The 17496-nt window shown below is 60.6% G+C and carries 19 protein-coding genes and 3 pseudogenes; 13 read left to right on the forward strand and 9 right to left on the reverse strand.

Annotated features, from left to right (window positions below; translation table 11 throughout):
* Positions 1-6: 6 nt before the first annotated feature.
* The 9 genes and pseudogenes from D2V07_RS13500 to D2V07_RS19220 all read left to right on the forward strand — a co-directional run.
* Positions 7-576: a type IV conjugative transfer system protein TraE gene (locus tag D2V07_RS13500; protein WP_010412621.1), complete on the forward strand. Its 570-nt coding sequence runs from the start codon at positions 7-9 to the stop codon at positions 574-576.
* Entirely contained in the window at positions 573-1328 is a 756-nt protein-coding gene (locus D2V07_RS13505; protein WP_010412619.1) for a type-F conjugative transfer system secretin TraK, read from the forward strand. Before D2V07_RS13500 ends, D2V07_RS13505 begins: the two co-directional genes overlap by 4 nt.
* Positions 1328-2611: a TraB/VirB10 family protein gene (locus D2V07_RS13510; RefSeq protein ID WP_010412616.1), complete on the forward strand. Its 1284-nt coding sequence runs from the start codon at positions 1328-1330 to the stop codon at positions 2609-2611. Before D2V07_RS13505 ends, D2V07_RS13510 begins: the two co-directional genes overlap by 1 nt.
* On the forward strand, positions 2608-3330 hold the full coding sequence (locus tag D2V07_RS13515; RefSeq protein WP_119587493.1) for a disulfide isomerase DsbC N-terminal domain-containing protein: 723 nt from the start codon (positions 2608-2610) through the stop codon (positions 3328-3330). Before D2V07_RS13510 ends, D2V07_RS13515 begins: the two co-directional genes overlap by 4 nt.
* Complete coding sequence (locus tag D2V07_RS13520; protein ID WP_066769759.1) at positions 3323-3703, forward strand: TrbI F-type domain-containing protein; 381 nt, start codon at positions 3323-3325, stop codon at positions 3701-3703. The genes D2V07_RS13515 and D2V07_RS13520 overlap by 8 nt, the downstream gene beginning before the upstream one ends.
* Positions 3700-4257 carry a S26 family signal peptidase gene (locus D2V07_RS13525; RefSeq protein ID WP_119587598.1) on the forward strand — a complete coding sequence of 186 codons (558 nt, stop codon included), beginning with the start codon at positions 3700-3702 and terminating at the stop codon, positions 4255-4257. The genes D2V07_RS13520 and D2V07_RS13525 overlap by 4 nt, the downstream gene beginning before the upstream one ends.
* A pseudogene (locus D2V07_RS13530) lies at positions 4197-4856 on the forward strand (conjugal transfer protein TraH); the annotation flags it as partial. The gene D2V07_RS13525 and the pseudogene D2V07_RS13530, both read left to right, overlap by 61 nt.
* A 10-nt stretch (positions 4857-4866) precedes the next feature.
* Positions 4867-6924, forward strand: a pseudogene (locus tag D2V07_RS19075) (conjugal transfer protein TraG N-terminal domain-containing protein); the annotation flags it as partial.
* Positions 6898-7218, forward strand: a pseudogene (locus tag D2V07_RS19220) (transposase); the annotation flags it as partial. The pseudogenes D2V07_RS19075 and D2V07_RS19220, both read left to right, overlap by 27 nt.
* A 467-nt stretch (positions 7219-7685) precedes the next feature.
* Here the strand turns inward: D2V07_RS19220 and D2V07_RS13540 are convergent.
* From D2V07_RS13540 to D2V07_RS13565, 6 genes are all read right to left on the reverse strand, one after another.
* Positions 7686-8375 carry a glutathione S-transferase family protein gene (locus D2V07_RS13540; RefSeq protein WP_233548410.1) on the reverse strand — a complete coding sequence of 230 codons (690 nt, stop codon included), beginning with the start codon at positions 8373-8375 and terminating at the stop codon, positions 7686-7688.
* 129 nt (positions 8376-8504) lie between these two features.
* A complete protein-coding gene (locus D2V07_RS13545) occupies positions 8505-8849 on the reverse strand; it encodes a VOC family protein (RefSeq protein WP_147366981.1) in 345 nt (114 codons plus the stop codon).
* A gap of 37 nt (positions 8850-8886) precedes the next feature.
* Positions 8887-9576 carry a glutathione S-transferase family protein gene (locus D2V07_RS13550; RefSeq protein ID WP_119587495.1) on the reverse strand — a complete coding sequence of 230 codons (690 nt, stop codon included), beginning with the start codon at positions 9574-9576 and terminating at the stop codon, positions 8887-8889.
* The gene (locus D2V07_RS13555; RefSeq protein ID WP_119587496.1) at positions 9573-10019 is read right to left on the reverse strand and encodes an SRPBCC family protein; all 447 of its coding nucleotides are present in this window, start codon (positions 10017-10019) and stop codon (positions 9573-9575) included. The genes D2V07_RS13550 and D2V07_RS13555 overlap by 4 nt, the downstream gene beginning before the upstream one ends.
* A complete protein-coding gene (locus D2V07_RS13560; RefSeq protein ID WP_325049022.1) occupies positions 10006-10455 on the reverse strand; it encodes an ArsR/SmtB family transcription factor in 450 nt (149 codons plus the stop codon). The genes D2V07_RS13555 and D2V07_RS13560 overlap by 14 nt, the downstream gene beginning before the upstream one ends.
* 186 nt (positions 10456-10641) lie before the next feature.
* A complete protein-coding gene (locus D2V07_RS13565; RefSeq protein WP_199698795.1) occupies positions 10642-11001 on the reverse strand; it encodes an SgcJ/EcaC family oxidoreductase in 360 nt (119 codons plus the stop codon).
* A gap of 903 nt (positions 11002-11904) precedes the next feature.
* Between D2V07_RS13565 and D2V07_RS13575 the strand changes: the two genes are divergently transcribed.
* Positions 11905-12468, forward strand: a complete 564-nt coding sequence (locus D2V07_RS13575) for a DJ-1/PfpI family protein (RefSeq protein WP_119587499.1) — start codon at positions 11905-11907, stop codon at positions 12466-12468.
* Positions 12469-12781: 313 nt separating this feature from the next.
* Here the strand turns inward: D2V07_RS13575 and D2V07_RS13580 are convergent, their stop codons facing one another.
* A complete protein-coding gene (locus D2V07_RS13580) occupies positions 12782-13156 on the reverse strand; it encodes a CBS domain-containing protein (RefSeq protein ID WP_119587500.1) in 375 nt (124 codons plus the stop codon).
* Positions 13157-13284: 128 nt separating this feature from the next.
* On the opposite strand from D2V07_RS13580, the gene D2V07_RS13585 reads away from it, so the two are divergent.
* Positions 13285-13578, forward strand: coding sequence for a hypothetical protein (locus D2V07_RS13585; RefSeq protein WP_119587501.1), 294 nt, complete (start codon positions 13285-13287; stop codon positions 13576-13578).
* 103 nt (positions 13579-13681) lie between these two features.
* On the opposite strand, the gene D2V07_RS13590 is transcribed toward D2V07_RS13585, so the two are convergent.
* Positions 13682-15304, reverse strand: a complete 1623-nt coding sequence (locus D2V07_RS13590; protein ID WP_119587502.1) for a mechanosensitive ion channel family protein — start codon at positions 15302-15304, stop codon at positions 13682-13684.
* Between the two features lie 326 nt (positions 15305-15630).
* On the opposite strand from D2V07_RS13590, the gene D2V07_RS13595 reads away from it, so the two are divergent.
* Positions 15631-16353 (forward strand): cytochrome c oxidase assembly protein, encoded by a 723-nt coding sequence (locus tag D2V07_RS13595; RefSeq protein WP_199698796.1) that lies wholly within the window; start codon positions 15631-15633, stop codon positions 16351-16353.
* Positions 16350-17000 (forward strand): cytochrome b, encoded by a 651-nt coding sequence (locus D2V07_RS13600; RefSeq protein WP_119587504.1) that lies wholly within the window; start codon positions 16350-16352, stop codon positions 16998-17000. Before D2V07_RS13595 ends, D2V07_RS13600 begins: the two co-directional genes overlap by 4 nt.
* Here the strand turns inward: D2V07_RS13600 and D2V07_RS13605 are convergent.
* Positions 16924-17421 carry a c-type cytochrome gene (locus tag D2V07_RS13605; RefSeq protein ID WP_158586841.1) on the reverse strand — a complete coding sequence of 166 codons (498 nt, stop codon included), beginning with the start codon at positions 17419-17421 and terminating at the stop codon, positions 16924-16926. The genes D2V07_RS13600 and D2V07_RS13605 overlap by 77 nt on opposite strands.
* Between the last annotated feature and the right edge of the window lie 75 nt (positions 17422-17496).

Consider the following 17496-nt stretch of genomic DNA (forward strand, 5'->3'; position numbering starts at 1 on the left):
ACCCAAGTGAAACACGAATTCGCCTATGAGGAAGCGCAGCGTCACCTCAAACAGCGCAACCGCTTCGCCGCGCTGTCAGCCGTGCTGGGCCTTACCAGCCTGCTGGCGGTCGGCGCGGCGGCGACGCGCGAGGAAAGCGTCATTTTGGTGCCTGTCACGACCGAGCGCCTGACGCTCGGGAGCGGCGGTACCGATGCGCACTACCTCGAACTCGTAACCCGCGACACCGCGCTCATGCTGCTCAATCGCGCACCCGAGAGCCTCGACTACTGGATGGAACAGGTCCTCAAGGTGGCAGATCCGTCAGCGCACGGGAGCCTCAAGGCCGAGCTCGTCAAGATCGTCGACGAGCAGCGCGGTTCGGACATCAGCCAGGCCTTCGTCATCTCGCGGATGGAGGTCGACGCGCAGGCGCTCACCGCTGTCGTCACCGGCACGCTCAAGACCTTCGTCGGTGCGCAGGTGATCGCAAGCCAAGAGCGCAGCTTCGAATTCAGCTGGAACCGCCGCGGCCTCAGTCTCGGCCTCACCGGCTTCCGCCAGCTCCCAACCGAAAACGAGGAGGAGAACCCATGACACTCCTATCCCGCCCCTTCCCCGCCGCGCTGACCAGCGTTGCGCTGGCAATCGCCACGGCCGCCTACGCTTCACCGGCACATGCCGACCAGTTCGTCGAGGCCGCTGATGGCGCCGCGATCGACTGCGTGCTCGCGCGCGGCGCGCTGACCCGTATCGCCCTCATCGAGGACGGTTTCGCCAATGTCTCGAAGATGGCGAGCGGTTTTCCCTACAACGATTTCGAGGTGACCCACGAGCCGGTGCGCGGCGACATCTATGTCTCGGTGCCGCTGCAATATGCGAGCGCCAAGGTCAGCTTCTTCGCGACGAGCAGCGCGGGCTATGTCTACAAGTTCACCTGCCGCGTCGAAGGCGAGGAAGCGAGCCAGCTCTTCGTCACCAATCCCGCGCTCGCCAAATCCCAGGCGAGTGAATGGGAAGGCGCAGCAGTGACGCGCGACGAGGCCGCGATCCGGCTGATCGAAGCGATGGCCAGCGATGGGGTCCTGCCGGGCTTCCGCGCCCGTGCCGAACTTTCGCGACCACGCCACACCGACAGCCTCGAAGTGCAGCAGGTCGCGGAATACGAAGGCGCCGAACTGATCGGCCAAGCCTTTACTCTCCGTAATCTTGGCCCGGCACTCGTCGACCTTGCCGGTGAGCGCGAGGCGCCCGCCGGGGCGCTGGCCTTTGCCTATGGCCGCAACTCCCTCGAGCCCGGCGAGAGCACGCAAGCCTTCCTTGTCTTTACCAAGGGAGGGCTCAAATAATGGCCGATACCGACACAAGCTATACGCCCGCGGCAGCGCCAAAGGACGAGACGCGCGGCGAAGCCCGGCGCGATCTCAACCGCACGGTCGCGCAGCGCCAGAAGCTGTTGCTTGCCGGGATCGGCGGCGTGGCGCTCATCGCCGGTTCGATGTTCATCTTCGGCGGCGAGGATGAAGCGAGCGCCGACGGCGCGGGCGCAACCACGATCGAGACCGGCGCGCTGGTCAATCGCAATCTCTCGCAGCGCGAATTCGTCGCCACTTACGGCAACCGCCTCGATGCGCAGGGCAAGGCGATCAAGGACCTGCAGGAGACCCAGCTTCCCAGGGCTTCGATCGAGCAGGAGCTCGAAACGCTGCGGGGCGAGAACGCGCGGATGCTGAGCGACGGGCAAGCTGCGATCGATGCGATCTCGGCGGAGAACGCTGCCTTGCGCTCGGAACTCGAAACCGTCCGCACCAATCCCCCAGTTGCGCCGGTGGCCGCAGTCGATCCGCGGGCTCCGGGCTTCGCTCCCGGACCGCTCGAGCCACCCAGCGAACCCAAGGCAAGCCTGCTGAGCTTCTCAAACGACAAGCCGGGCACCGCCAAGGCCAAGGCAACCGAAAGCGCGCCGGCGCTGCTGCTCGAGGCAAGCCGCGATTACCTGCCGCCCAACAGCTATGCACCTGCCACCGTAATCGTCGGGGTCGACGCCTCGACCGGGGTCACCAGCCAGAGCGATCCGCTGCCCGTGGTGCTGCGGATCACCGGTCCGGCGCGCTCGGTGCTGCAGGGCAACAAGCTCCTCACCACCGATCTCACCGGCTGCCTCGTCAACGGCGCGGCGCGAGGCGATCTCTCGGCCGAGAAGGTTTACGTCAAGCTCGTGCGCATGACCTGTGCGCAGCCCGGCGGACGCTTCGCGGTGAGCGAAGTGAAGGGATTCATCGCCTTCGCCGGCAAGTCGGGCGTGCGCGGCAATGTCGTCAGCCGCGAAGGCAGCCTCGTCAGCCAGGCGCTGCTCGCCGGAATCGTCGGCGGCTTCGGCCGCGGCTTCTCGGCCAATGCCAACGGCATCTTTGCGCAGCCTGTCGGCAGCGACGGCAAGCGCGACGCGCTCTCGCCGACCGACATCCTCGCAGGCGGCCTGGGCCAGGGCGCGGGCGAAGCCGCCGACACCGTCAGCAAATACCTCATCGAACGCGCAGAACAGTACCAACCCGTCGTCGAGATGCCGACCGGCATCGCAGTCGAGATCGTCTTTCTCGACGGCGTCCATGTCAGGAGCACACCCCAATGAACTACTCGAACCAGCGGCCCGGCCTCAAGGCGCGCGCCGCGCACATATCGCTCGCCGCCGCCAGCGCAGCAGCCCTCCTTACAAGCGGCGTCGCGATCGTAACCGCCATGCCCGCGCAGGCCGCGATCACGCGAGATGTGGTTGAAGCGCTCAAGCTTCGTCTGCCCAGAACGCCGATCGACGCGCTCGATTGCACGACATTCGCGCCATGGTGCGAGGTCGTCTCGGGAGAGACGCTGTTCTACATCGACGAAGCGGCACGCTACCTCTTCGTCGGGCGGCTCTACGACATGGAGGAGCGGCGCGACGTGACTGCCGCGCGCCTGCTCGAACTCAACCCCGACCTGCTCGCCGCCGGCGCAGCCCGCCACGCCGGCGAGGACACTGGAGGGCGCCATGACGTTGCCGAAACCCGCGACAGGCAGGTCGCGACGCATGTCGATCTCAAAGCCCTTCCCAAGGAAGGCGCGATCCTGTGGGGCAATCCCAAGGGGCCGAAGCTGGTTGTCTTCTCGGATTTCCAGTGCGGCTACTGTAAGCGGCTCGGCAACCTCGCCGATCACTACCGCACCGCCGATCCGATCGCGCGCCGCTTCTTTGCCCAGGACCTCCAGATCGCGTTTCTCATCGCAGCCGGCGGTCTCGCCCTGCTGCGCCTGCCGGCCTTCCTGCGCCGCCTCGACCGCCGCCTCTCCGAAGGATCTTCTCGCCATGGATAAACTCAACCTCCCGCTGCGCCTGCTTGGCCCGAAACTGCTTGCCGTAGCCTTGCTCGTTGCTGCGCTCTTGTGGGGCGCGTGGCTTACCCAGCAGGTCACCAGCGCCCCCAAGCAGCGGATCGTCACGGTCCGGCTTGCCGAGACCATCGGCACCTTCGTCGAGGAGGCCGCGCGCGCCGATGCCGATCCGGCGGTCGTCCAGGCGGCAAGCCTCGCCTATCTCAAGGCCGCCGAAAGCGCCGTTGCCGACATGGGCCATGACGGCCGCGTGGTGCTGGTTGCCGAGGCCGTGCTCGCGGGCGCTGCCGACGACGCAACCTCCGAACTCGAGCAGCGCATTGCGGACAAGCTCGCCGGGGAGAAGCAGCCATGAGCCTGACCCGCACGATCCGCCGTTCGCTGCTGCTCTCGGGCCTCGTCCTGCTGCCGCTCGCCTGGGCGCCGCTCGATGCCTTCAGCAAGGACCACGCGTTCCTCATCAATGCGAGCCCGAGCCTGCCCAACTGGGCGTTCTGGCTCGACAAGCACGCGCCGATCGAACGCGGCAGCCTGATCTTCTTCGAGCCGCCGCAAAGCGAGCTGCTCGAAAGGCATTTCGGAAAAGGACCGCAGATGTTCGGCAAGCGCGTGCTTGGCATGCCGGGCGATGTCGTGCGCCACGAGGGCGATGCGGTCTTCATCAACGGGAAGCAGGTCGCGAGCCTGCTCGAGGTCACCCGCCTTGGCGTGCCGCTTACGCGCGGTCCCGAAGGCGCAATACCGGAAGGTTGCTACTACACCGGAACCGACCATCCGCGCGGGCTCGACAGCCGCTACGGCGCAATCGGGTACGTGTGTCGCGGGCAGATCCTCGGCAGCGGGAGGGCAAGGATGACGAGGCAGGCAAGTTCGTGCCGTTCTCGGGCGACGCGTCCTCGACGCTCGTAAGCGCGCTCCTAGACGGGACGCAGGGCCAGACCGTGCGCGTTTTTCGCTGCGACGAGACCGATCTTTGCCTCAATCCCACCTTCGAGCAGATGAGCCTATCGAATGCGAAGGCCATACGCCCACGTGTGGCGCTGCTTATCGGCAATATGGTTGATGCAATCCGCACCGACACCGCGATCGGCAATGCCGAAAAGGAACTGCTGCAGGTTGCCTCGGTGCCGCTCTACAAGATCCTTACCGTCCAGGCCGCCTATGGGCGCGGAATGCCGACCGACGACCGTGACACGCTCGCTGAGATCGCTAGCATCGACCTGCTCTATGCCATCCTCGACCGGATCGTCTCGGAAGCCGGTCGCTCGATGGCAAGCTTCATCGCCGCCGACGAAGCCAAGCTCGCAATCTGGCGTGGCCAGGTCGCCGAGGTGCGCTCTGGCCTCGTCCAGCGGCAGGCAACCGGACAGGCCAAGGTCTCCGCGATCATGCAGATCATCGAGAAGACCGCGATGATCGAGAACGCGCTTGCCGCCTCGATGTCGCCTTCGATGTCCGCCGCGCTCGACTGGTCGCGCGGACTCCAGTCGCGCTCGATCGTCCCCTGAGGCGGGCACCATGGTCGAGATCTTCACCACCGGCGGCGGCGAATACATCGTCAATGTCTTGAACGCCGTCGCCGCGTGGACCGGGGCCGGTGGCTACAAGAGCCTGATCCAGGTGGCATTGGTCATGGGGATGGCGCTTGCGGTCATTGTCGTCGCGTTCAACCAGGACTGGCGCGCCTGGCTCAACTGGTTCCTCGGCGCGACGCTCATCTACATGTGCCTGATGGTGCCGCGCATGGATGTGCAGGTCACCGACCGCGTCAATCCGAGCCTTGCACCGGCCACGGTCGCCAATGTCCCGCTGGGCCTAGCGCTCATGGCAAGCTTTACCAGCCAGGCGGGCGACTATCTAACCCGTTCCGCAGAGCTCGTCTTCGGCCTTCCCGACGATCTCAACTATTCGAAGAACGGCATGATTTATGGCGCTCGTCTGCTTGAGGCGACACGCTCGCTGCGCATTGCCGATCCGGAATTTGCCGCCAATTTCGATGAGCATATCCGGCAATGCGTGTTTTACGACCTGCTCCTAGGCCGCTACTCGATGAAAGAGCTGTCAGAGAGCAACGATATCTGGGCGACGATTGCGCCCGGCAGTGCCGCGCGTGCACAGCGCTTCGTAACCCGGCAGGCGGATGATAGCGTCACGGCCACGATCATCACCTGCCGCGAAGCATACACTGCGCTCTCCAGCCAATGGGCCGGGCTTATCGATGAGATGACGCAGGTCGCCGGGCGCCAGCTCTACCCCCGGGAGACCGAAGCGCTCGCGACGGCCAAGCTCATTGCCGACCTGCCGATTGCCTATCAGTACCTCACAGGAGTCTCGAAGGATGCAAGCAGCATCTTCCGCCAGGTTCTGACCATCAACGCCATGAACCAGGCGATGCATGGCTTCGCCGGAGCAAGCGGCGCATCGAGCGTCGATGTGTTCGCGCAGACCCGCGCCGATATCCAGACCGAACGGACCTATTCCTCGATCGCGCATAACGCGATGAAGTGGGTCCCGATCCTCAATGTCGTCCTGACGGTCGTATTCTACGCGCTCTTTCCGGTGCTCTTCCCGCTGTTCCTGATGCCCAAGACCGGACCGATCGCACTCAGAGGATACGTCACGGGCTTCTTCTATCTGGCAGCCTGGGGGCCGCTGTTCGTCATCCTGCACATGATCCTGATGCTCAAGGGCGCGAGCGATGTGGCGGCAGCGGGCGGCGCAACCGGTCTCAGCCTCGCGACCTTCTCCGGCATGACCGACGTCAACAACGATATCGGGATCCTGGCCGGTTATCTCGTTGCATCGATACCGTTCCTTGCAGGCGGCGTCGCCAGGGGCGCGCTCGCAATATCGGGCCAGGCAACGAGCTACCTCAATCCGAGCCAGAACGCGGCAGAAGAGGCGGCGCGCGAAGCGAGCACCGGCAATGTTTCGCTCGGCAATTCCAGCCTTGAGAACTCGAACGTGTTTTCGCGCCAGTTTGCGCAAGCCAGCCTCGCGCCCAACATTGGCTACGGCGCCGCGCAGACGCGAGCCACGGGCGAAAACGGCACCCAGACCACCGGCTTCGCTCAAGCCGAATTCGCCACCGTGCCGACCTCGAGCTATCCGTTTACCCCGACACTCGGGCAGGACTTCTCGAGCCGGCTTGCGACCATGGCTAGCCAGAGCCGCGGCCAGAGCGAGACATTCTCGAACCTTGCCCAGCAATCAACGAGTTCGGCTGTCACCCGCTTCAGCGAGTTGCGCGATGCCTACACCCGCTCGCGCTCGAACGAGAGCGTCAGTGGCACGTCAACGAGCGACAGCATCGGCAGCGCCTTCAGCGAAGTCGACAACGCCTCGAAGACACTCCAGCAGCAATTCGGGCTTTCGCGCCGCGCGGCCGATGACATCACCGTATCCTGGTTCTTGAACGGGGATGGCGCTCTAGGACTGAAGGGAGAAAAAGGCGCTGGCTCGGCGAGCATAGGTGTTAAGGGAGGACGCAACCAGAGCTGGACCGATAGCGATATCGGGATCGCTTCAGAAGACCGCTCGCGCATCATGGGAGCGCTGCGCCAGATCTCGGACAGCGCCGACGAGTTCATCCGCCGCTTCCTGCTGCACTGCCTGCCGCGCGGGTTCCACCGCATCCGCCACTACGGCCTGCTCGCCGCCAGCACCCGCAAAGCCCATCTCGAACGCGCCCGTCAGCTGCTAGCGATCGCACCGCCGGCGACGGACGAGCCCTCCATCGAACCGCCCGATCCGCGTCCGGCATGCCCTTGCTGCGGCGGGCGCATGGTCGTCATCGAGACGTTCCAGCGCTGCCACCTGCCGCGCGGTCCGCCATACCCGATCGTCCCATCCGGGATGCCCACGCCGTGATCCGGCACGGCCCGACACCCTCGCGCCCCGCCGCAGCCACGCTTCCGGCGACAAGGACGTCTGCATATCGTCCGTCCAAGAGCGGTCGTCCCATCGCCAAAATCGGACGGACGCGCTTCCCACGGCTGCTGTGTCACCGCAAAATCGGACAGGCTGCTCTCAGGCACGTCCGCTTATCGGCACCGTCAGCAGACGCCCGGACAAACCCGAAATCGAAATCCCCATAGCTCATCGCGTGCGGCCCGCGGGTTCGGGCACCGTCGACTTTCCGACGCCTCACGGCGTCCGAAACTCTAAACGTCAGCGGTCAGTCCGCTTTTTGGGTTTGGGATCGCAATAGCAGACCTTCCGCAACGACCGTAATATCAGCCGTTTGATAGGGTCGGGATGGTCACTAGAATTCAATTAAAGATCGTAACGCAAAATTTCATGTGGATCGAATGCAGGCGGGGTCCGCGAAAATAAGCTTATTCGGAGCCGGCTGAGACGCTTTCACTGTCTAGGAAAACAGCGCGCTGATCAGCGAATGCTCGTTGATATGCCGGGCGGGCTTCGCCGCGGGCAACGTATGCGGCTATGGTCGGGAACTCATCGAACAAATATTGGCCGGCATCCTCAAGCCTTCGAACGACCATGACCATCATCAGGTCGCCAACGGTGAAGCTGTCTTCCAGCCATTCCGCATCGCCAAGCCAGTCGGAAAGTTCCTGCAATCGCATTCGTACGTTGTCATCCAAAATGTTCAAGCGCTCGCCGAACCACGGCTTATCACGTTCCAGTAACATGAAGGCTTCCCGCTCAACAATCGGAGGCTCCACGGTGTTCAGCGCGGCAAACAGCCACATGATCGCACGTTCCCTTGCGTTCGCGTCAGGTGGCAAGAGACCGCGATACTTGCAGGCAATATGTTGAACGATAGCTCCGGATTCGAACAAGACGAGGTCGTCCTGTTCGAACGCTGGAATTTTGCCGAAAGGGTGTATTACGAGATAGGAAGACGTTTTGAGTTCGTCAAATGAGAGCAAACGCACGGAATAGCTCTCTCCGACCTCCTCCAGCGCCCAGCGCACCCGCATGTCGCGCGCGTGACCTTCGCCCTTATCTGGCGAGTTCGCGAACGCTGTAATCGTGATCGAAGCATTGGCGTTCGTCATCATTGAGCACCCTTCATTCAGCGGTTGTTGGAGTGGTTTGCTTGCTCGAGAGTTACCAAGCAAGAACCCACCCCGTCTCTACGGAATCTCGCGTCGCGCTCACGCCATCGAAAACCAATCAAGTGGGGCGCATCATTGCCCATCGAGCAGTCCCACCGTATTGCCTTCTGGGTCGGCGAACTCCGCGAAGCGAAGAGTGTCGAACCCTTCGACTCTCACCGGGTCCGGAACATCGATACCCGCCTTCCGCAGCCGGGCGATCTCCGCGTCGACATCGGCGACATGTAGCGTGACGGTGACTGGCTCGCCTTTCACATTGTCGAGCACCTGAAACAGGACTCCTTCGCGCAGGTCCCATTCATGGCAACTCGGCATCGGTTCACGATCCCACTGGCGGCCTAGCAGATCGCTCCACCATTCCGACTGCGCGGCGAAGTCCTTCGCGTTCAAACTCAGGAAGACATGATCGACTTGCATTTCCTTCTCCTCTTGCGGTCTCCCGATATGCGACGGTTCAGTCGCTTCCGGCGAGCGATGCATCCCAACCCATGTCTTCGGGGCCATGTCGCTCGAAATCGGCGCATTGCTCGGCGATCGCGGCCCGGTAGGCGGGGCGTTCGAAGCAGCGATCCCGCCAGGCGGCGAGATTGTCGTGCGCCTCGACCAAATCGGTGTGCCCGACGATCTTCATGACCGAGGCCATCGTGAGGTCCGCGATCGTGAAATCGTCGCCGACCAACCATTGTCTGGCGCCGAGCGCGTCGGACAGCTTCGCAAGCTGCTCGCGAGCGGGCTCGAGCGCAAAAGCGCGGTAGCCCTTCGCCACCGCCTCATCCTCGATGAAGAAGTCGGCGGCGGCGATCTCGGCCAGATATATCTCGACCGAGTTGAGCGCGGCGAAGAGCCAGCATCTGGCGAGCGCGCGGTCGGATTCATCGGTGGGCAGAAGCTTGCCCGACCGTTCGGCGATGTCGAGCAGGATTGCGCCGGTCTCGAACAGCGTCGGCCGTCCGTCTTCGCGAAGGACCGGCACCTGCCCGAACGGCTGCTCCGCTCTATATGCGTCGCTCTTCTGGACCGCGGGATCGATCAGCTCGACCTCGTACTCCCATCCGACTTCCTTCAGCGCCCAGCGCAGCCGGTGATCGCGCACCTGACCCTGGGCGAACGGCACGACCCATTTGAACGCGGTGATCGTGATCACGACGCGTTGTCCGCGAGGAAGTGGTCGAGCTTGGCGAGCAGTTCGCGCCAGCCCTCGGCATGGCTGTCGCGTTCCTCGGCATCCGCGAACGGAGCTTGCGTGAGCGTCAGCTTCGTGCCGCTTCCGTCCGGTTCGAAACTGACCCGCATCTCCGTGTCGGTCGCATCGGGTTCTTCCCAGCGGAATGTGAACACGAGAAGGCGCGGAGGCTCGATGGTCAGATACCGGCCACCGTGCGGCAGTTCCTTCCCGTCCTCGCCCACCATGACCGCGCGCCATTCGCCGCCCTCGCGGACATCAGCATTGAACGAGGTAGTCTTGAACTCCTTGGGACCCCACCAGCGCACCATTTCCGCCGGGTTGATCCAGGCCTCGAAAACCTCCTGCGGCGGGGCGTCGAGCCGATGCTCGAGTTTGAGAGGCGTCTGCTTATCCTTGTCCATCGTTGTCTTTGCCCTTGCTGCGAAGATGCGTATCGAGACGGTCCAGACTCTCGGCCCAGAACTTGCGATTACGCGCGATCCAGGCTTCCGCTTCGGCCAGCGGCGCCACAACGAGGCGGCGGGGGCGACGCGCTCCCTCACGTCGTCGCTCAACGAGTCCGGCGCGCTCGAGAACGAGCAGATGCTTGGAAACGGCGGCAAGGGTCTGATCGAATGGCGCCGCGAGATCGCCTACGGCCGCCTCCCCTTCGCGCAGTTTCGCGAGTATCGCCCGGCGCGTCGGGTCTGCCAGCGCGGCAAACGTCTGACTGAGAGTATCGCTATGCATGCGACCTTCAACCAATCGGTTGAATATTCGTTCCGCGCCAAGCAGATGACAACCACGGCCGAAAATCTCAAGTAGCAGAGATCTGGCTTCCGCCCTAGTCTCCAACATCTGTAGGCCGCAAGCAGACCCTCGAAAGCGGTCACTATAGCGGCCCAGCAGCTACGACCGCTTTCGGGATCCAAAGCGGATCGAGCTAACGACTGGGTTTGGGGCCCGAAGCGGCTTGTCCGTTTTTGGGAACGGTGCGCCGGAAGCCGACGTGCTGGAAAAGACCCCATGGCGGGCAATCGGAACTCAGTCGCCAACGTTGGAAAGTTCGCGTTCGAATTCCTCGGTAAGACGTTTCGATTCTTCAGGCCGACCGTGAAATGCAGCAGGCGTGTTATGAAACATCTCCACCATCCATCGGCTTCGATCGGTCTTGGATGCAACCAATGTCTGAATTGCGTTCCGGTCGGATTTAATGTGGTTTTCGTCTGGCGGCACAATGCCAGCCACTGCACGGAGCAGTGCCGTATCTTCCCCCACTAACCTGACTTCGCGTACTTTTCCGATAAAGCGAGCCGTAGGATGATCTGAAAAAATCGGTCGTAAGTGGGCTTCGATTTCGTCTGGTCCGTTTGCAGTGCTCCCATCAAAAGGCCACTTGATCACCTTCCGGCGAGAAAAGTGAAGCCATACCATGAGCATCGCGAGAGTTCCATTTGCCGAGCAGGTCAAAATAGAGGTTGCGGACGAATTCTAGCTCATTCGACATTAGCCGCTCCAATTGTTTCGCCCCGATCGTTCCAATTCAAGTTCAGCAGGTCAGGTTCCCACCCTAATATCGCACGCTCAGCCCTTTTCGTTTCATAAGCGGACGAGCTGCTACCGCGGCAATCTGACTAAATACGGTCCAGCCGCCAATGACCTATCGCGGACAAAGAACTGTAGCAATGTCAGAAGGTCGGCTAAGGAGCTTCGTCTTCGATCCGCTCAGCGCTCGGCAATTCTTGATCCAGTGACTGACGATAGCGGACGCAACCCCGCATGAATTGAGGCCACTGGGGCACTTTGATGTCCGATCGCATTGGCTCTGGAAGCAGTCCCCACAGCGCGGGGTGGTGCCAGCACAACTGATGCCCGCTGCTGTCCCGATGCTCGCGTATTCCTTGGCGTAAGCGCCGCACTTCGTTTTCAAGCTCCTCCCGAGTCATGCCTTGAAGATCGTCGTCCATACCGACAAAACTTGTTCGTCAAGCCGACGGTTCCGAATGCCAGCTTTCCACATCCGAGACACTCACGCTGGGACGGCGTGCTCCTGAAAGCTGCCACCCATTCAGTCTTGGTTTGAAAGTCGAAAATGGGACCGCTTGCAGACTGTACGCTTTGGGTCTGAAAATGCGGAAAGCCGCCGTTCGGCTCACGACCCCACTGCAATCTTTCATCTTCGGTCGCAGTAGCCTTCAAAGACTCAGACGAACTGCGTTCTTCCTCGAAGGCATGGAACCGGGCCGACCGCTCGCGGCTTGATATCCGGTATTGTCGTTGAACGCGTAGGAAGCGAAGGGATCATCAATGCACCCCATTACAGTTGTCCTCACAGAAGGTTATTCTGATTGGGAAATTGCACCCCTGTGCGGTGCTGGCCGCGCCTTTTACCGAGCGGAACTCCGGTTTGTATCTCCCAAGGGGGGCGCTCTTAAGTCCGCCGCAGGTTTGTCTATTGCCGAGACTGGAAGGTTCGAAGCACCGGACGATGGCGTCGTCGTCGTTTGCGGGGGACCCGCTTTCGAGGCTGACGATGGCTTGGACATTGGCCAAAAGTTGAGACAATCGCGTGAGTCAGGTTGCGTCATCGCTGGCATCTGCGGTGGAACGATCGCTCTTGCCCGTGCCAGTATGCTCGATGATGTCAACCACACGTCTAATGGGCCAGATTATCTCAAGAACTACGTTGAAGCGTATTCGGGCACAGGAAGGTACGTCGATGAGCCGAGGGCCGTTCGCGACAAGGACATTATCACTGCTCCTGCCCCTGCCCCGGCGAGCTTCGCACGTGAAGTCCTTGTGGCAGCGGGACTCGATCCTCAGAAGGCAGAAGAGTTGGAAAACATGCTCGGCGCAGAGCATTCGAACTAGGAGAATGGCCGAGCGCGAAGAAGGCAATGCGCGACCGACAACCAACAACGGTTGGAAGACATGCAGTCGCGGCCACAAATATCGCGATCCTAATCCCTGCCCGAAGTGCTGGCCGGCTGGCGCGGCCCGTGTGCGATTGAAAGCATCGGTCCTGAGACTTCAATTCGCTCGGTGTCTGACCTGGATCGTCCCCAATTGGGCCGCTACCTGCCCGTCTGCTTGCGTTTAAATTCGTCTGATAGCTGCCATTCCGCTTCCCCCCAAAGCGGACCTAGAGTTTTGGCCAGAGGCACCGCTAGGATACTCAACTTTCCTAGCAATGATTACGGAACTCCAAAGCGCTCAAAATTACCACGCCTTGATATTCGTCATCCGCGCTTACTACCGGCAGCCATTGATGCCGCCCAACTCTCATGGCGGCCTGAATCGTAGAAATACCATCAGTTACGAAAGCGACATCGGGATCGGTTGTCATGTAATCTTCGACATGGGCTAGAAACCAGTCGTCACCGTCGGCGATTCCACGGTAAACGATATCTTCACAAGCGATGACGCCTTTGAGTTGTCGCCCTTCTACAACTGGAAGAGCGTGAAGACGATGGTCCCGCATCAGCCGAGCCGCTTGCTCAACCAAAGCTAAAGGAGAAACCTTCGGAAAATCGACTTCGGTTTGTGCTTTTGAAATCATTGTTGATCTCGTGGGCGACTTCACCCGTCCAATGGCTCCTTCTTAATACAAAGAGATATCTCCCTCAACCGGATGAGCATCCACGGAGAAGGCCAATTTCTCTTCATATTTGAGATCCTACTCTCGCGATGTTAAACAGGTGCCTGCAGCTGGGTCGCGACAATCAAAAAGGGTTTGGCAAAAGCTTTTCAACCCAGAAAGTGCCGACGATGCCGCAATACTTACTCGAATTCGATGATGATGACCTCGGGCAGCGCAAGCGATTGGAGTTTACAGCTGAAAATCCAGCAGCCGCCCTTTCGCTTCTCAAAGACGAGGGGGCATTTCGACATGTGAAACTTTGGGAAGGCGACAGGCTGTTAGGTAATGTGATGAGGGATGGACAAGGCGTTTGGCACCTTGACGAGACTTCTCTCGGTTAGGCTGGCGGCCCCTCGCCGAACTTAATCGTGTTCGTCTGCTTGTCTGAAGAGGGAAGACATAGGAGTTGCCTGCAGCCCCCGCCCCACATTGCACCTTAGCGAGCTATCCTTGCGTTTTTCGCTCCTCGTCTTGCACCACATGGATCGTGCGGGTCGGGAATGCTATCGCCATGCCAGCGCTCTCGAGGCGATCCAGCATTTCGAGCAGAAGCTCCTGCCTGACCAGTCGACTTTCCGCATAGTCAGCGACGGTGATGTAGGCCCACACTTCAATATCGAGCGAACTTGCTCCGAATTCTGCAAATCGGGCGCGGGCATCCTCATCGTCCACCAGCTCATGGTTGCGCAGCACCTTTTCGATGATTCCGACCGCTTCGCGCAGCTTTGCTGCCGACAATCCATATTCAAGGCCGATTGTCGGATTGAATAGGAAGCGGTCGCGCTTGGCGTAGTTCTCTATCTCGCGAGACGCGAAGTCTCCATTTGGGATGGTGACCAACGTTCGATCGAGGGTGCGAACGCGCGTAGACCGCATCCCTACGTCTTCAACGGTGCCGACTACGCTACCGACCCGGCAAAAGTCTCCCACTTGCACGGGCTTGTCGGCGATGACGGAAATGCTTCCGACGAGATTTTCGACAGTTTTCTGCGCCCCTAATGCCAGTGCCAAACCGCCGAGACCTAGCGCTGCAACACCTGTCGTCATATCGAATCCTAGGGTGTCGAGAACAGCTAGGACAGCGATCACAAGAAGTAGCACCTTGGCACTCCGCCGAACCAAAGTGATCACCGAGATAGCCTGGCGCCGCTCGCGTCGTCTCATTCGGGCCGTGATTACCCGCGCTGCGGCATCCACCAGTCTGATCGCGAGCCAGACCAGCCCCAACCAACCGAGGATTCCGATGTAGCGAAGAAGGAACTGCCGCGCGACGATCGAAGCTTCAACGCTGCCAGCCCAAAGGTGAAAAGCGACAACGGCGAGGATCAGACTGATTGGGGGAAGAGCTGCGCTAGCCAAGCGGTAAGGCAAGCTTTTTTCACGATCCGAAACGACAGTTCTTATGATGGCCAGGACCGTTTTCGAGATCAGCCAGAATACCACTAGGCTGCCAGCGGCTATGCCTATCAGAAGGGCCCAATCCTGCACGGGCGCGCCGGCCAAAATGAGATCTTTATCATTCGAAGAATCGGTGGGGTCTTCGATGCGCGTTTTGATTTCCTGGAGTTGTTCGATCGTCTCCGATGAGACGCGCCAAATCGAAGTTCCATCCGGCCCTTGGCTCTGCGAGAGCAAAATCGGGGCATCCTCCTCGTCACTGAGAGTACCTACGCGCTCCATGTCGATCGGAAGCTGATCGTCAATCCGGCCTGACGGCTCGTCGGAAAGCGCACCGAAGGGTAACAGGCTGCCTCCGGCGTCAAGCGCTGCTTGCAGCTGTCGAGACAGCTCCGCCCCTCGTACGGCGGAATCATCCTGTGCCCCCTCGTCAGGCAAGTCAAAATAGTTGGCTGCAAGAGAATAATTCTGATCTCCGAGCGCGTTCAGCAGTCGGGTCACAGCATCCTGAGGTGTCTCTCGCTCAAAGGGATCGGGCGAATCCGCGCGTTCTGATAGTTCTTCCGGTGCCGCAGGGGGTACCAACTGCGCAGAGGCAGGAATTGAAGACAATACGACAAACCCAAGCAGAACTCTGAGCATTTTGGCAAGCGAGAGAATGCTGAACATGTGTCCTTTCACCAGAAGATTGGACCGTTAAATCGACGATGGCACAGAGCGGATTTGCGGAAGCATCAATTGATTTGCAACGGGCAGTAGTGGAATGCGATCCTTCTCCTTCATCCAGATCAAGGGCCCAAAGGTACAGCACACCGTATGAATTCGGGAGCCGGGAGTCTGCAAATCGAGGCGTGCATTCAGACGGTGTCGTGGGAAACGCGCAAAGGGAAGTCGGTACCTACCATCGAGAATCCACTTTCATTGGAACGGAACTCTTGCAACCGAACGCGCATTCAATGTTTGCTTCTGCAAAACCACAGAACGAGGAAAGTTAATTGCCTGAATGGCTACCCTATTGTGGTGAAGGACCATCTCCGGATGGCTGGCTGGTGCGATGGAACCTTGCGCCGGAATTGCTCGCTGCGTTGATTGCACTCGCAATCGGAATGTACATGTACCGCGGCGCGCTACGTAGAGGACCCGCAATCGCGGCATTTGCTTGTTTTTTCTTGATCTACGTCAGCCCATTCTGCGCGCTCGGATCGGCGCTTTTCACAATACGGATAGTCCACGATGTTATTCTGGCTGCCGTCTTGGCTCCCCTCGTGATGGTGGCGGTGCGGCTCGATCGTGCCGAAACTCCCGGGTCATTGGTGATGTGGACCGCCGTCCATGCCCTCACATTCTGGCTCTGGCATGCCCCTCCATTTTATGAAGCGGCCATGAGCAGCGATGCAATCTTCTGGGTCATGCAGTTCTGCATAGTAGGAACGGCCGCCATTTGGTGGTCCAAAGTTGTGCGGTCGCCTGCCCACGCTGCAGCCACAGCATTGCTTGCGACCATGGTAGCGATGGGCGCTCTCGGCGCTCTGCTGACTTTTGCAGGCCGCGCTTTCTACGCTCCCCACTGGCTCACCACACAGGCGTGGGGTCTCTCACCAATCGAGGACCAACAAATCGCGGGTATCATTATGTGGGCACCTGCGAGTCTCGTTTACCTCTTGGCTGCGCTAGTCATTATTTACCGCTCGCTAGCTAGCGATAGGGCATCCGCATGAAGTTGCATCGGCTCGTTCGCAGTTGGGCACTGAGCTACACCGAGAACCGCAAGTATTCACCGATTGGGGTGTGGTTCCATTGGATAATGGCGGGACTGGTGCTGTTCCAACTGGGCTCCGGTTGGCTGATGTCGCGCTACCCCGTCGGTGGTAGCAAGCTCGCAACCTATGAACTGCACAGTGAGCTTGGACTGTCGATACTGCTGCTGGCGCTACTTCGTTTCGGATGGCGGCTGTTCATTCCCGATCCGGTCAACGATGCCGATGCACCTGGCTGGCAGAGTACTGCCGCGCATATCACACAGAAGCTCTTTTACGCACTCTTCGCCCTATTGCCTTTAAGCGGATGGGCCATGTGGTCGGCCATCCAGCCAGTAGAACCGCTGCGCATCGCAGGGCTGGTTTCGATACCCCCAATGCCGTTCCACACTTTATCGCCCGCTTGGCAATTTCAGGTACTCGACTGGGCGGAGAGTTTGCATGTGCTGGGCGTGATCGGTTTGGCCCTGTTGGTACCGCTGCATGTCGGCGCTGCGCTGAAGCACCATTTCTGGGATCGAGACGATGTCGTCAGGGGCATCCTGCCGGAGATACGCGACGACGAGACTGCCCCGGACCATAAGCAATATACTCCGCGAGCGGGATGATTTCCTCCTCGCGAAGCTTGGCCGCGGCATCGTGCATGACATTGAGAGCATCGCCGTACCGTTCACCGCTCCGCCAGCGCCGTAACTGCTCGGCGTGATAGGATGCACTTTGGCCAAGAAGCGAAGGATTGCCGGCGCCGTCACCGTCCCCCGCATCACCGTGACATGATGCGCAGGATACGAGATCACGTTCAGGGAGACCTTGATGATAGATCGCTGGGGCATTGCCAAAGCTGCACTGCCCATTGATGGCCGCCGATCCAGCCGCTTCAACCGTGGGCGTCGGCAAGGCGGCGTAGTAGTCGGAAACTGCGAGGCGCTCCTCACTGTCGAGCCGCCCCGCGAGCCAACTCATTTGTGGATGCCTGCGCTGCCCGTCGGCATAGAAATTCAGCTGACGAACCAGATAACCTGGATTCATTGCTGCGATCCGCGGTACCAAGGCACCATCGCCGCCACCGTCCAGGCCGTGGCAGGTGTGGCACGCAGCTTGCGG

Source organism: Aurantiacibacter zhengii (assembly GCF_003584125.1).
Lineage (GTDB): Bacteria > Pseudomonadota > Alphaproteobacteria > Sphingomonadales > Sphingomonadaceae > Alteraurantiacibacter > Alteraurantiacibacter zhengii.

What these genes read in the sequence shown, in the direction of transcription:
- D2V07_RS13505 (WP_010412619.1), top strand. Translation starts at nt 573, where the DNA reads ATGACACTCCTATCCCGCCCCTTCCCCGCCGCGCTGACCAGCGTTGCG.
- D2V07_RS13510 (WP_010412616.1), top strand. Translation starts at nt 1,328, where the DNA reads ATGGCCGATACCGACACAAGCTATACGCCCGCGGCAGCGCCAAAGGAC.
- D2V07_RS13515 (WP_119587493.1), top strand. Translation starts at nt 2,608, where the DNA reads ATGAACTACTCGAACCAGCGGCCCGGCCTCAAGGCGCGCGCCGCGCAC.
- D2V07_RS13520 (WP_066769759.1), top strand. Translation starts at nt 3,323, where the DNA reads ATGGATAAACTCAACCTCCCGCTGCGCCTGCTTGGCCCGAAACTGCTT.
- D2V07_RS13525 (WP_119587598.1), top strand. Translation starts at nt 3,700, where the DNA reads ATGAGCCTGACCCGCACGATCCGCCGTTCGCTGCTGCTCTCGGGCCTC.
- D2V07_RS13540 (WP_233548410.1), bottom strand. Translation starts at nt 8,375, where the DNA reads ATGATGACGAACGCCAATGCTTCGATCACGATTACAGCGTTCGCGAAC.
- D2V07_RS13545 (WP_147366981.1), bottom strand. Translation starts at nt 8,849, where the DNA reads ATGCAAGTCGATCATGTCTTCCTGAGTTTGAACGCGAAGGACTTCGCC.
- D2V07_RS13555 (WP_119587496.1), bottom strand. Translation starts at nt 10,019, where the DNA reads ATGGACAAGGATAAGCAGACGCCTCTCAAACTCGAGCATCGGCTCGAC.
- D2V07_RS13560 (WP_325049022.1), bottom strand. Translation starts at nt 10,455, where the DNA reads ATGTTGGAGACTAGGGCGGAAGCCAGATCTCTGCTACTTGAGATTTTC.
- D2V07_RS13575 (WP_119587499.1), top strand. Translation starts at nt 11,905, where the DNA reads ATGCACCCCATTACAGTTGTCCTCACAGAAGGTTATTCTGATTGGGAA.
- D2V07_RS13580 (WP_119587500.1), bottom strand. Translation starts at nt 13,156, where the DNA reads ATGATTTCAAAAGCACAAACCGAAGTCGATTTTCCGAAGGTTTCTCCT.
- D2V07_RS13585 (WP_119587501.1), top strand. Translation starts at nt 13,285, where the DNA reads ATGTTAAACAGGTGCCTGCAGCTGGGTCGCGACAATCAAAAAGGGTTT.
- D2V07_RS13590 (WP_119587502.1), bottom strand. Translation starts at nt 15,304, where the DNA reads ATGTTCAGCATTCTCTCGCTTGCCAAAATGCTCAGAGTTCTGCTTGGG.
- D2V07_RS13600 (WP_119587504.1), top strand. Translation starts at nt 16,350, where the DNA reads ATGAAGTTGCATCGGCTCGTTCGCAGTTGGGCACTGAGCTACACCGAG.
- D2V07_RS13605 (WP_158586841.1), bottom strand. Translation starts at nt 17,421, where the DNA reads ATGAATCCAGGTTATCTGGTTCGTCAGCTGAATTTCTATGCCGACGGG.